The following is a 12,660-nucleotide window of genomic DNA, read 5'->3' on the forward strand; positions in this document are numbered from 1 at the left end:
CTGATGAAAGCGAGGTGCCTGTATGAAACCTGCTAGGTTTTGATTTATTTTGGGGTCGTTTGCTGCCCCGTGTCCCGTTCTCATCCGATGCATTAGGGATGCCATGGGAATTGATGGGCGTCTAGATATTTTTTGGATTTCCGCCCAATATTTTGTTTTGCACAGGCTGTGAGAACAACATCTGGTATAACTTTTCGGGCGCAGCGTGGCTTAATTTGGGATCGCTTAAGCCTGAAACACTATATCTTGTTAACGAATTGCGACCTGCACAATATCCCACAGTTTCCCACTAAAATTTGCTCACATAGTTATCCACAGGACGTGTTCGTTGCCTGTTCCGCAGAATGCGTCCAGGGCGTTCGAATTGCACGCCAATTCCCGTGGCTGCGAATCGGGCAAGCCCCCCAATGGCGCAAGGGGCGCCCATGATTTCCCAGACGTCCCATGCATTCCCGCGACTTTTCCCATGGCCTCCCAGCGGCCCATGCCTTCCCAGCCGCATAGCCCCTCCTGACAGCGGTATCTTGTCCTTTCGGCCCACGCACGGCATGTAATGGCGCGAAACGGAGGGAGTGCTTCATGATCCAAGCCACGGCTCTATTTACCCACGCGCTGAACATGCTTTTTCACGCGCCCTCAACCACGCTGCGGGTGATCCTGCCTGCCGTGCTTTGGGTGATGGGGGCCGCCGCTGCCGCGGGCCTGCTGGCGGGGGATGCGCTTGGGGCCATGGATCAGGTGATCGAGAACGCCGCCCCGCCGCCTGCGGGTCAACTTCTGATCCTGATCGCCTGCGGGCTGGCGGGCATCCTTGGCTATGCGCTGATGGCCATCCTCTGGCACCGCTATGTCTTGCTTGATCACGACGGGAGCGCCCTGCGCCCGGGCATGGGGCTGTTCTGGGCCTATGTCTGGCGGGCTATCGTTCTGGGCTTCGCGCAGTTTCTCGCGGCCATTCCCATCGGCCTTGCCATGCTACTCTTGGGCGGGCTGACCGGGTCGAGCCCGGCGGCACTGCTGTTGATCGGGCTGGTGGCGGGGGTGGCCTTCCTTTGGCTGGCGCTGCGGCTCAGCCTCGTGCTGCCCGCCGCCGCTCTGGGCCACGTCATGTCGGTCCGCGACAGCTGGCGCGCGACCGAGCCTTTGGCCGGCACGCTTTGGGCGCTGGCCGTATTGCTGGCGGTGGTGAATACGTTGCTCGGCGTGATCGCCAGCATGTTGCTGCCCGCCGACCCCGGCCTGCGGCTGATGCTGGATTCCCTGCTCTACCTTATAGAGGGGCTGGTTTTCGTCTCGATGCTGACCACACTTTACGGCCACCTGATCGAAGGGCGCGAGCTGGGTTAACCGCCCGCGCCGCCCTCCTCAGGCCATGCCACCCTCGATCAAGCCCTTCGCGAGCCGGGCATAGGCATCGGCCATCGGCCCCTCGCCCGTGGCGACCGGCGTGCCGCTGTCCCCGGCCAAACGGGTATCGAGATCAATCGGCAGACTGCCCAAAAGCGGCACGCCCATCTTCTCGGCCTCCGCCGCCACACCGCCTTGGCCAAAGATCTCATGCTGAGAGCCACAATCGGGGCAGACGAATGTCGACATATTCTCGATCAGTCCCAGCACCGGGGTTTTTAATGTGGCGAACATGTCGAGCGCCTTGCGCGCGTCGATCAAGGCCACGTCTTGCGGAGTGCTGACCACGATGGCGCCCGAAAGCTCGGACTTGGTACAGAGCGTCAGTTGCACATCGCCGGTGCCGGGGGGCAGATCGACGAGCAGCACGTCAAGCTCACCCCATTCCACTTGCCCGAGCATCTGCTGCAGCGCGCCCATCAGCATTGGCCCACGCCAGACGACGGCCTTGCCCTCTTCCAACATGAAGCCGATCGACATCATGGTGACGCCATGGGCCTGCAAGGGAATGATCGTCTTGCCGTCGGGGCTGGCGGGGCGCTTGTTGACCCCCATCATGCGCGGCTGGCTGGGCCCATAGATATCGGCGTCGAGCAGCCCCACCTTGCGCCCGGCCCGCGCCAGCGCCACGGCAAGGTTGGAACTGACGGTGGATTTACCCACACCACCCTTGCCAGAGCCGATGGCGAGGATGCGCTTCACGCCGCTGGGTTTCATCGGCCCCTCTTGCGGCTTGGGATGCCCACCGACCTTGAGACTGGGCGCTTTCGGTGCGGGGCCATGCGCGGTCAACGCGACCGACACATCACCCACCCCCGGCAGATCGCGCACCACCTGCTCTGCCGCGTCGCGCAACGGTGCCATCTGCCGCGCCACATCGGCATTGGGCGCTTCGATGACGAATCGCACCTTATCACCTTCGACCACCAGCGCGCGGACCAGATCATGGGACAGCAGGCTTTTGCCGTCGGGCAGTTGCACCCGCGCCAGCGCCGCTTCGACTTCTGCTTTGGTCACAGACATGCGCAAATTCTCCTCTATTACGGCTTCTGAAATGGCAGGTTCTGCGCCAAGCGCAAGGGGACGGCCCTTTTTGCATAGGAAAGAGGCGCAATGCCCAAGGATTACGCAGGGGTACCATGTTTTTGCCGCATAGCAGCATTGCAAAAAGAAATATTGTGCACGCGCAGCAATTAGCGCTAACTTGGGTTCATAGGCAGGGCCAAGCGCCCCGCTTTCGGAAAGACCAGACACATTCTTCCTCCTCCCGAATGTGTCTGATTTTACCAAGACTTGGATGCATCCACTCCTCCTCCCGGATGCAGGCAAGTTTGGAAAGACCAGACGCGTCCATCCTCCTCCCGGATGTGTCTGTTATTGGCGGCGACATCTACCTCCTCCCAGATGTTGTCGCCCCCTTTCCCCCCTCCCCATATATGACAGCTTTATGACCCTGCGCCCTTTTGCCGCGCGGGCAAAACCGTTTTTTATCAACAAGTTGCGCCACTCAGAACCTATGCGCTTTCTGCATAGCGGCATTGACTTTATGCCCGTTGTGCAAATGCAGAAAGGGCGTAAATAGCAGGCAACGAGATGATCCACAGATGAAAAAAGAGGCGCCGAAATGGCTTACATGAACACAACCACTGCAAACACAACTTCCGTCTTTGCCCGTATCGGCGGCGTATTCGAAGCACTGGCAACCCGCTACAAACAGCACCGTCTTTACCGTGAAACTTTCGACGGTCTGAGCGCGTTGAGCAACCGCGAACTGGCCGACCTTGGCCTGAGCCGTTCCGAACTGCGCCGCGTCGCGTGGGAATCTTCCCGCGGCTAAGCAGAGATAGAGATCGGACGTCAGAACCCCTCCCTGTTCTGCCGTCTGAAAGCCGGGGTGCGCGTCACTTTCCTCCTCCCTGAATGAGGCGGACCCCGCAAGGAGACCCGAAGCCGACCCTCCCTCGACGCTTCGGGCCGACATAGAAACGGCGGCACCTTCCTCCCAAGGTGTCGTCGTTTTTGTTTGTAAGGTCCTGTGCAGGCAGGCTTTTGGCAGCCCGCCACAGGGTGCAATTTAGAAGGGCACGTCTTTCCCGCCGGTCAAAAAACGTGAGACGACCTTTTTGGTCCCGGCCTTCTCAAAGGCGACTTCCATCTTGTCACCTTCGATGCCAATCACTTCGCCATAGCCGAATTTATCGTGGAAAACGCGCTCGCCCATCTCAAACGCGGCGACCGCCTGCATATCGATCGTGACATTGCGGCTTTCGCGCGGCTGGCTGGTGCCCCGCGCCCCGCTGCGTGATTGCAGGCGTTTCCAACCCGGTGAATTATAGACATTCGCGCTTGCGACACGGTCATGTAGGTCCGATTGCGGCATGGCCGCGCCAAAGCCACCGCCGTAAAGCCCCGGCGGAGTCAGCACATCCACATGTTCTTCGGGCAGCTCATCAATGAAACGCGACGGCATCGCATTCTGCCATTGGCCAAAGACCCGGCGATTGGCGGCGAAAGAGATGGTGCAAATCTGCTCCGCCCGGGTGATGCCGACATAGGCCAGCCGCCGCTCCTCTTCGAGCCCCTTCATCCCGCTTTCATCCATCGAACGCTGCGAGGGGAACAGCCCATCTTCCCAGCCTGGCAGGAAAACCATGGGGAATTCCAAGCCCTTGGCCGCGTGCAGCGTCATGATCGAGACCTTCTCGCCATCGCCTTCCTGCTCATTATCCATGATCAGGCTAACATGTTCGAGGAAGCCCTGCAGGTTCTCGAACCCCTCCAAGGCTTTGACGAGTTCCTTAAGGTTTTCCAGCCGCCCCGGCGCTTCGGGCGTTTTGTCATTCTGCCACATGCCGGTATAGCCGCTTTCGTCGAGAATCATCTCGGCCAGTTCGACATGAGACACTTCAGGCGGGCCGTAATCCACCCGCAGCGGTGCGGCACCATCATCGAGCACCGAGTCGTCCTCGCTGATCTCAATCCGAGGACCTTGCAGCATGGACGACCAACGGTCGATCCCGTCGATCAAAAGCCGCAGTTGCGCCGCCCCTTTGCCGCTGATCCCGCCATGGGCGAGAAGGATTCGCGCACCTTCGACAAGGTTCACCCCATGATCCCGCGCCGTGCGCTGGATTTTCTGCTGCGCCTTTTCGCCCAAACCCCGCTTGGGCGTGTTCACAATCCGCTCGAAAGCCAGATCATCATCGGGGCTGGTGACCACGCGGAAATAGGCCATGGCGTCGCGGATTTCCAAACGCTCATAGAATCGCGGGCCGCCAATCACCTTATAAGGCAGGCCGATGGTCAAAAACCGGTCCTCAAAGGCGCGCATCTGGTGGCTCGCCCGGACGAGAATCGCCATATCGTCAAGCGAGAAGGGGTCGAGCCCTCTTGTGCCGCGCTGCGCGGATTCAATCTCATCCCCGATCCAACGCGCCTCTTCCTCGCCATCCCAATGGCCGATCAGGCGGACCTTTTCGCCCTCGGTCTCTTCGGTCCAGAGCGTCTTGCCCAAGCGCCCCTCATTGCCCGCGATCACGCCCGAGGCGGCGGCGAGGATATGGGGGGTGGAGCGGTAATTCTGCTCAAGCTTGACCACATGGGCGCCGGGGAAATCCGTTTCAAACCGCAGGATGTTGCCCACTTCAGCCCCGCGCCAGCCATAGATCGACTGGTCGTCGTCGCCCACGCAGCAGATGTTCTTGTGCCCCTGTGCCAAGAGCCGCAGCCACAGGTATTGGGCCACGTTGGTATCCTGATATTCGTCAACGAGGATGTATTTGAACCAACGCTGATACTGCGCCAACACATCCGGGTGCGCCTGGAAAATCGTCACCATATGGAGCAGCAGATCGCCGAAATCGGTCGCGTTCAATTCGATCAGACGGCGTTGATATTGCGCGTAAATCTCCGGCCCGCGGTGGTTGTATGCCCCGGCATCCGCGCTCGGAATCTTGTCCGGGGTCAGCGCGCGGTTCTTCCAGCCGTCGATGATCCCCGCCAGCATCCGCGCGGGCCAGCGCTTGTCGTCAATCCCTTCGGCGGCGACCAATTGTTTGAGCAGGCGCAACTGGTCATCCGTATCGAGAATCGTGAAGTTGCTTTTCAGCCCCACCAATTCCGCATGCCGCCGCAGCAGTTTGACGCAAATCGCGTGAAAGGTGCCGAGCCATGGCATCCCCTCAACCTGCTGGCCCAGCATCTGGCCCACGCGGGTTTTCATTTCCCGCGCGGCCTTGTTGGTGAAGGTGACCGCCAGAACCTCATGCGGGCGCGCGCGCCCGGTGTTAAGCAGATGCACGATTCGCGCCGTCAACGCCCGCGTTTTGCCGGTGCCCGCCCCGGCGAGCATCAGCACGGGGCCATCCAACGTCTCGACCGCGGCCCGTTGGGCGGGGTTCAACCCCTCCAGATAAGGCTGCGGACGCGCGGCCATGGCGCGGGCGGACAGGGAGGCGCCCTCAAAGGCGTGCATTTCGTCAAAATCACTCATGCCCGCAATCTAGCGCGTCCGGGGTACGAGATAAAGAGACGTTCCTCAAATGTTCTTTCGAAAGATATTCAAGTCCCGATTTGGCGTCGCTGCGGGCAAAACCGGGTGAATTTAAAATGCGGGGGAAATCTTTACCCGTTGATAATGCTTTGGCGGCAATGTGCTGACACAACGATAAACGAGAGGAACCGCTCATGTTCAGAAACGATGATACTTCGGTACTGCGCCGAGAGATTGACCGGTTCAAACTGCCGATGTTCATTGCGGAATTGAACGCCGACAGCGGGCATTTCGAACTTTTGGCCCTCAACACCGCCCATGAGGCGCATAGCGGCATGGTGATGAGTGAGGTGATAAACCGCCCCCTGCACAGTTTCATGCCCCATGAAGAGGCTGAGGCGGTCAATGAACGCTATGCGCGCTGCGTCTCGAACGCGGGGCAAATCCGCTATCGCGAGATGCTGCATATGCCCCGCGGGCCGCTCATTTGGGACACCACGTTGCATCATGTGCAATCCTACCGCGGTCTTGACCGGGTGGTGGGCAGCGCCATCGTTGTGGAGCGGGTGCAGCGGGACAACCGCGATACCCTCGCTTTTGAAGATGTCCGCTATTTCGCGGCGACATCCTCGTTCAAACTCGAACAAATCTCGACGGTGCTGGATGCCGCCGAAAAAGGGCTGATCGATCCGGCGAAGCTTACCGGGTCGGCAGGGATGCTGGCCGGGCTCTGCCGCGCCATCGACAGCACCATGCAAGAGCTACGCTCCATCGCGCAGGAACGGCTGGATGCCGAGGCCAATCCGACCGTCCACCTGATCGACATGGAAGGCGCCGCCGCCAGCGAAGGTGACGAAATCGAAGCAGCCATCGCGGCGCTTGTGGATATGGCCGACAACCTACCGACACCGCCGGGCCGCAAGGTAAGCGAGGCCGCACCGCTCGCCCGGTCCATTTTCCGACAGTAACTGGTTGCGCCCCACCCGGACGGCAGCACCCTCACCCCGGCTCCGACGCAGCCACGCCATCTGGACAATCCGTAACCCTTTGGCGCAAATGCCGCCATGGACCTACATGCAACCTACCCCGCCCTTTCGGACCTTCGCAGCCGCGCGCAGTCGCGCCTGCCTAAATTCGTTTGGGAATACCTTGATTCCGCCACCGGGACGGAGGCCACCAAACACCGCAACCGCGCGGCCCTAGACCGCGTCGGGTTGATGCCCTCGGTGTTGCACGGCGAATTCACGCCTGACCTCAGCGTTAATCTGATGGGGCAAAAACTCCCCCTGCCCTTCGGCATGTCCCCCTTGGGCATGTCCGGCCTGATCTGGCCCGATGCCGAAGCCCATCTTGCCCGCGCGGCGGATCGCGCCGGCATTCCTTTTGGCCTTTCCACCGTGGCCGCGACCTGCCCGGAAGATGTAGCGCCCCATTTGGGCGCGCATGGTTGGTTCCAACTCTACCCCCCGCGCGACCCGGAAATTCGGACCGATATGCTGGCGCGGGCCAAGGCTGCGGGTTTCACGACTTTGGTCCTGACCGTCGACGTGCCGGTCGCCTCGCGCCGTGAGCGGCAGACCCGTTCGGGCCTGACCAGCCCGCCCAAATTGACCCCACGGCTGATGGCGCAGGTTGCGATGCGCCCGGCTTGGGCAATGGGCATGGCCCGCCGGGGTCTGCCGCATATGAAAATGCTCGACAAATACACCGACGGCACGGCCACCGCGAACCTGCCGCCCACCGCCCATGTGGGCTATCTGCTGCGCACCGCGCCCGATTGGGATTATCTGCATTGGCTGCGCGACCACTGGCAGGGTCCGCTGGTGATCAAAGGCGTGCTGCGCCCCGAAGACGCCACGAAAATGGAAAAGGCCGGGGCCGATGCGATCTGGGTCTCGAACCACGCGGGCCGTCAGTTCGACGCGGCCCCCGCCAGCGCCGAGGCGCTGCCCGCCATTCGTGCCGCCACGAAACTGCCGGTGATCTTTGACAGCGGCGTGGAATCGGGCCTTGATATCCTGCGTGCCTTCGCGCTCGGCGCGGATTTTATCATGCTGGGCCGGGCCTTCCACTTTGCCCTCGCCGCCCTTGGGCCGCGCGGGGTCGATCACCTGATTGATGTGCTTGCCCGCGACCTGACCGCCAATATGGGACAGCTGGGCGCGCAGAACCTGCGCGACCTCCCTCCCCCCTTTGATCTGTCGCCGCTCTGATCGGAAAGCTTGCAGAAATGTGACAAAGACGGCCACAGCCCTCTTGCGCTGCACCGCAGCATCCCTAAGCTGCCTTTAAAACCAGCAGGGGAGACCAGCCAGTGACCGATTTTAAAAAGATCCTGATCGCGAACCGTGGTGAGATCGCGATCCGCATCATGCGCGCCGCCAATGAGATGGGCAAGAAAACGGTCGCGGTCTACGCCGAGGAGGACAAGCTGGGCCTGCACCGTTTCAAAGCGGATGAGGCCTATCGCATCGGTGAAGGCCTCGGCCCCGTCGCGGCCTATCTCAGCATTGACGAGATGATCCGCGTGGCCAAGGCGGCGGGTGCCGATGCCATCCACCCGGGCTATGGCCTGCTGTCGGAAAACCCGGAATTCGTCGATGCCTGCGAGAAGAACGGCATCACCTTCATCGGCCCGCGGGCCGAGACGATGCGCGCCTTGGGGGACAAAGCCTCTGCCCGCCGCGTCGCGATGGAGGCGGGCGTGCCGGTCATCCCCGCCACCGAAGTACTGGGCGAAGACATGGACGCGATCCGCGCCGAGGCGGCCGAGGTCGGCTACCCGCTGATGCTCAAAGCCTCTTGGGGCGGCGGCGGGCGCGGGATGCGACCGATCATGTCCGAAAAGGAACTGGAGGAGAAAGTGCGCGAAGGGCGCCGCGAGGCCGAAGCCGCTTTCGGCAATGGCGAGGGCTATCTGGAGAAGATGATCCTGCGCGCCCGCCATGTCGAAGTGCAGATCCTCGGCGATAAACAGGGCGACATTTACCATCTGTACGAGCGCGACTGCTCGGTCCAGCGCCGCAACCAAAAGGTCGTCGAACGCGCCCCCGCCCCCTATCTGAGCGAGGAGCAACGCGCCGAAATCTGCGAATTGGGCCGCAAAATCTGCGCCCATGTGAACTATGAATGCGCGGGCACCGTCGAATTCCTGATGGATATGGAAACCGGCAATTTCTACTTCATCGAAGTAAACCCCCGCGTGCAGGTCGAACATACCGTCACCGAAGAGGTCACCGGCATCGACATCGTCCGCGCCCAGATCCTCATCGCCGAGGGAAAACCGCTGGCCGAAGCGACGGGCAAGGCGCGGCAGGAGGACATCACCCTCACCGGCCACGCCCTGCAAACCCGCGTCACCACCGAAGACCCGCAGAACAATTTTATCCCCGACTATGGCCGCATCACCGCCTACCGCTCGGCCACCGGCATGGGCATCCGCCTCGACGGTGGCACTGCTTACGCGGGCGGGGTCATCACGCGCTATTACGACAGCCTGCTGACCAAGGTCACCGCCAAGGCGCCGACGCCCGAGATGGCCATCGCCCGGATGGACCGCGCTCTGCGCGAGTTCCGGGTGCGCGGGGTCAGCACCAACATCGCCTTCGTCGAGAACCTGCTGAAACATCCGACGTTTCTGAGCAATGAATACACCACCAAATTCATCGACGAGACGCCCGAGCTGTTCCAGTTCGAGCAACGCCGCGACCGTGCGACCAAGGTGCTGACCTATATCGCCGACATCACCGTAAACGGCCATCCAGAGACCAAGGGCCACGCCCTGCCCGCCGCCCATGTCCGTGACCCGAGGCCGCCCGCACTGCGCGGCGAGCCGCAGATGGGCACGCGTAACCTCTTGGAACAAAAGGGCCCCGAGGCGGTGGCCGAGTGGATGGGCCAACAGCGTCAACTGCTCATCACCGACACTACCATGCGCGATGCGCATCAGTCGCTCTTGGCCACGCGGATGCGCAGCCTCGATATGATTAAGGTGGCCCCCGCCTATGCCGCCAATCTGCCGCAGCTCTTCTCGGTCGAATGCTGGGGCGGGGCGACTTTCGATGTGGCCTATCGCTTCTTGCAGGAATGCCCGTGGCAACGCTTGCGCGACCTGCGCGCGGCCCTGCCCAATGTGATGACCCAAATGCTGCTGCGCGCCTCCAACGGGGTGGGCTATACCAATTACCCCGACAACGTGGTGCAGAAATTCGTGGCCACGGCGGCCAATACCGGCGTCGATGTGTTCCGCGTGTTCGACAGTCTCAACTGGGTTGAGAACATGCGCGTGGCGATGGATGCGGTCGTCGAATCCGGCAAGATTTGCGAGGGCACGATCTGCTACACGGGCGACATCTTTGACCCGGACCGCGCGAAATACGACCTTCAGTATTACGTCAACATGGGCAAGGATCTGAAAGCCGCCGGCGCGCATGTGCTGGGGCTGAAAGACATGGCAGGCCTGTTGAAACCCGCCCAAGCCCGCGCGCTCGTCAAGGCGTTGAAATCCGAGGTTGGTCTGCCAATCCATTTTCACACCCATGACACGGCAGGCAGTGCCACGGCCACCATCCTCGCCGCCTCCGAGGCGGGCGTCGATGCGGTCGACTGCGCGATGGATGCGCTTTCGGGCAACACCTCTCAGGCGACGCTCGGCACAGTGGTTTCGGCCCTGCAACATACCGACCGCGACACCGGGATCGACATGAAAGCCGTGCGCGAAATCTCTGATTACTGGGAAGAAGTGCGCGGCCATTATGCCGCCTTTGAGACCGGGATGCAGGCGCCCTCCTCCGAGGTTTACCTGCACGAGATGCCCGGCGGCCAGTTCACCAACCTCAAGGCGCAGGCCGCCTCTATGGGGCTGGAGGACCGCTGGCCCGAGGTGGCGCGCACCTATGCGGACGTGAATCAGATGTTCGGCGACATCGTGAAGGTCACGCCCTCGTCCAAAGTCGTAGGCGACATGGCGTTGATGATGGTCTCCCAAGGGCTGACCCGGGCGCAGGTCGAAGACCCGAATGTCGATGTCTCCTTCCCCGACAGCGTGATCGACATGATGCGCGGCAACCTCGGCCAGCCGCCGAATGGCTTCCCGGAGGGCATCGTCAAGAAGGTGCTGAAAGGCGAGACGCCGAACACCGAACGCCCCGGCAAACATCTGGAACCCGTCGATCTTGAGGCCGTTCGCAAGGAACTGTCCGAGCAGTTGGACGGCATGCAGATCGACGACGAAGACCTTTGCGGCTACCTGATGTATCCCAAGGTGTTCCTCGACTACATGGGCCGCCACCGCATCTATGGCCCGGTGCGCACCCTGCCCACGCATACCTTCTTCTACGGCATGGAACCGGGGGCGGAGATCTCGGCCGAGATCGACCCCGGCAAAACCTTGGAAATCCGTCTTCAGGCCGAATCCGAGGCCGGAGAGGATGGCGAGGTGAAGGTCTTCTTTGAACTCAACGGCCAGCCGCGGGTGATCCGCGTGGCGAACCGGCTGGTCAAGGATGCCACGGTGCAGCGCCCCAAGGCCGAGGCGGGCAATCCCGACCACATCGGCGCGCCAATGCCGGGGGTTGTGGCCTCCGTCGGGGTGAAGGCGGGCCAGCCGGTCAAGGCGGGCGACCTGATATTGACCATCGAGGCGATGAAGATGGAGACGGGCCTCCACGCGGAACGCGATGCAGTGGTAAAGGCCGTGCATGTGCAGGCCGGTGGCCAGATCGATGCGAAGGACCTGCTCGTCGAGTTAGAGTAAATCACCCCCCGGGCGCGGTCCCTTGCCGCGCCCCCACCAGGAGCGAGCCGATGCACCTCTCTGCGATAACCCTGATCGTCCCCGACTATGACGCCGGCATCGCCTTTTACTGCGGCGTCATGGGGTTCGAACTGACCGAGGACGTCGACCAAGGCCGCAAACGCTGGGTCCGCGTCACCCCGCCCGGCGGCGAGACGGGGTTCGTTCTGGCCCGGGCGGACGGAGAGGCGCAGCGCGCCGCCATCGGCAATCAGGGCGCGGGGCGTGTTTGGCTGTTCTTGAAGGTTAAGGATTTCGCGGCGGAATTCGACCGTCTGACCGCTGCGGGCGTGACCTTCGAAGAAGAACCGCGTCATGAGCCCTATGGCAAAGTGGCCGTTTTTCGCGATCCTTTCGGAAACCGCTGGGATTTGCTGGGTGATTGACCCCGCCCGCGGCTCCGCGCCGCATTGCCATTGCCCGCCCGACCGCTATCTTGGCCCTTGACTGAGCCTGAGCGATCCCATGCCCTACGAATGGACCACCCCGCCCCGCGCCACTCCGCAGCAGATGCGCCTTTGGCCGCATCAATCCCTGCCTGCGCGCGGTTTTGCGGCCTTCATGCTGGCCACTTTTACGCTGGCGATGATTCCGTTTTTTGCCATGCTCGGCACCGCCCTGCTCTGGGGGCTGCTGCCCTTCGTGCTTCTGGCCTTGGGGGCGGTCTATTGGGCCTTGCAACACAATCACCGCGCCCGCCAGATCGAAGAGGTGCTGACCCTCGACGACACCACGGCGCGGCTGGTGCACACCACCGCCAAGGGCGAGGTCAAGGATTGGGACTGTAACCGCTACTGGACCCAAGTGAAGAAATACGACGATGACGGCCCCGTGCCGCATTACGTCACCCTACGCGGCGAGGGCCGCGAGGTTGAGATCGGCGCCTTTCTCAGCGAAGAAGAGCGCATCGCGCTCTACGACGATCTGGCGCGTCATCTGCAAAACTGAAAAGGGCCAGACACTAAAA

General features: G+C 61.9%; 9 protein-coding genes. 7 read left to right on the forward strand and 2 right to left on the reverse strand.

Annotation, left to right across the window (positions count from 1 at the left end):
• The first annotated feature begins 579 nt into the window (after positions 1–579).
• A complete protein-coding gene (locus tag ACGYLO_RS04480; RefSeq protein WP_271687744.1) occupies positions 580–1,347 on the forward strand; it encodes a hypothetical protein in 768 nt (255 codons plus the stop codon).
• 18 nt (positions 1,348–1,365) lie between these two features.
• Here the strand turns inward: ACGYLO_RS04480 and ACGYLO_RS04485 are convergent, their stop codons facing one another.
• Entirely contained in the window at positions 1,366–2,430 is a 1,065-nt protein-coding gene (locus tag ACGYLO_RS04485; protein ID WP_271687746.1) for an Mrp/NBP35 family ATP-binding protein, read from the reverse strand.
• A gap of 601 nt (positions 2,431–3,031) precedes the next feature.
• On the opposite strand from ACGYLO_RS04485, the gene ACGYLO_RS04490 reads away from it, so the two are divergent.
• Positions 3,032–3,244: a DUF1127 domain-containing protein gene (locus ACGYLO_RS04490; protein WP_271687748.1), complete on the forward strand. Its 213-nt coding sequence runs from the start codon at positions 3,032–3,034 to the stop codon at positions 3,242–3,244.
• 237 nt (positions 3,245–3,481) lie between these two features.
• Here the strand turns inward: ACGYLO_RS04490 and ACGYLO_RS04495 are convergent, their stop codons facing one another.
• Positions 3,482–5,899, reverse strand: a complete 2,418-nt coding sequence (locus ACGYLO_RS04495) for an ATP-dependent helicase (protein ID WP_271687749.1) — start codon at positions 5,897–5,899, stop codon at positions 3,482–3,484.
• A 194-nt stretch (positions 5,900–6,093) separates the two neighbouring features.
• On the opposite strand from ACGYLO_RS04495, the gene ACGYLO_RS04500 reads away from it, so the two are divergent.
• From ACGYLO_RS04500 to ACGYLO_RS04520, 5 genes are all read left to right on the forward strand, one after another.
• The gene (locus ACGYLO_RS04500; RefSeq protein ID WP_271687750.1) at positions 6,094–6,867 is read left to right on the forward strand and encodes a hypothetical protein; all 774 of its coding nucleotides are present in this window, start codon (positions 6,094–6,096) and stop codon (positions 6,865–6,867) included.
• A 96-nt stretch (positions 6,868–6,963) separates the two neighbouring features.
• Positions 6,964–8,112, forward strand: a complete 1,149-nt coding sequence (locus tag ACGYLO_RS04505; protein ID WP_271687751.1) for an alpha-hydroxy acid oxidase — start codon at positions 6,964–6,966, stop codon at positions 8,110–8,112.
• A 101-nt stretch (positions 8,113–8,213) separates the two neighbouring features.
• Positions 8,214–11,654, forward strand: a complete 3,441-nt coding sequence (locus ACGYLO_RS04510) for a pyruvate carboxylase (protein WP_271687752.1) — start codon at positions 8,214–8,216, stop codon at positions 11,652–11,654.
• Between the two features lie 50 nt (positions 11,655–11,704).
• A complete protein-coding gene (locus ACGYLO_RS04515; RefSeq protein WP_271687753.1) occupies positions 11,705–12,079 on the forward strand; it encodes a VOC family protein in 375 nt (124 codons plus the stop codon).
• Between the two features lie 79 nt (positions 12,080–12,158).
• Positions 12,159–12,641 (forward strand): DUF2244 domain-containing protein, encoded by a 483-nt coding sequence (locus ACGYLO_RS04520; protein ID WP_271687754.1) that lies wholly within the window; start codon positions 12,159–12,161, stop codon positions 12,639–12,641.
• The last annotated feature ends 19 nt before the right edge of the window (positions 12,642–12,660 follow it).

The sequence above is a fragment of the Sulfitobacter sp. 1A13353 genome (assembly GCF_043557255.1).
In the GTDB taxonomy this organism is placed as follows: domain Bacteria; phylum Pseudomonadota; class Alphaproteobacteria; order Rhodobacterales; family Rhodobacteraceae; genus Sulfitobacter; species Sulfitobacter faviae.

Excerpts from the sequence above, each read along its gene's own strand:
- ACGYLO_RS04480 (WP_271687744.1), top strand. The coding sequence starts at position 580 with ATGATCCAAGCCACGGCTCTATTTACCCACGCGCTGAACATGCTTTTT.
- ACGYLO_RS04485 (WP_271687746.1), bottom strand. The coding sequence starts at position 2,430 with ATGTCTGTGACCAAAGCAGAAGTCGAAGCGGCGCTGGCGCGGGTGCAA.
- ACGYLO_RS04490 (WP_271687748.1), top strand. The coding sequence starts at position 3,032 with ATGGCTTACATGAACACAACCACTGCAAACACAACTTCCGTCTTTGCC.
- ACGYLO_RS04495 (WP_271687749.1), bottom strand. The coding sequence starts at position 5,899 with ATGAGTGATTTTGACGAAATGCACGCCTTTGAGGGCGCCTCCCTGTCC.
- ACGYLO_RS04500 (WP_271687750.1), top strand. The coding sequence starts at position 6,094 with ATGTTCAGAAACGATGATACTTCGGTACTGCGCCGAGAGATTGACCGG.
- ACGYLO_RS04505 (WP_271687751.1), top strand. The coding sequence starts at position 6,964 with ATGGACCTACATGCAACCTACCCCGCCCTTTCGGACCTTCGCAGCCGC.
- ACGYLO_RS04515 (WP_271687753.1), top strand. The coding sequence starts at position 11,705 with ATGCACCTCTCTGCGATAACCCTGATCGTCCCCGACTATGACGCCGGC.
- ACGYLO_RS04520 (WP_271687754.1), top strand. The coding sequence starts at position 12,159 with ATGCCCTACGAATGGACCACCCCGCCCCGCGCCACTCCGCAGCAGATG.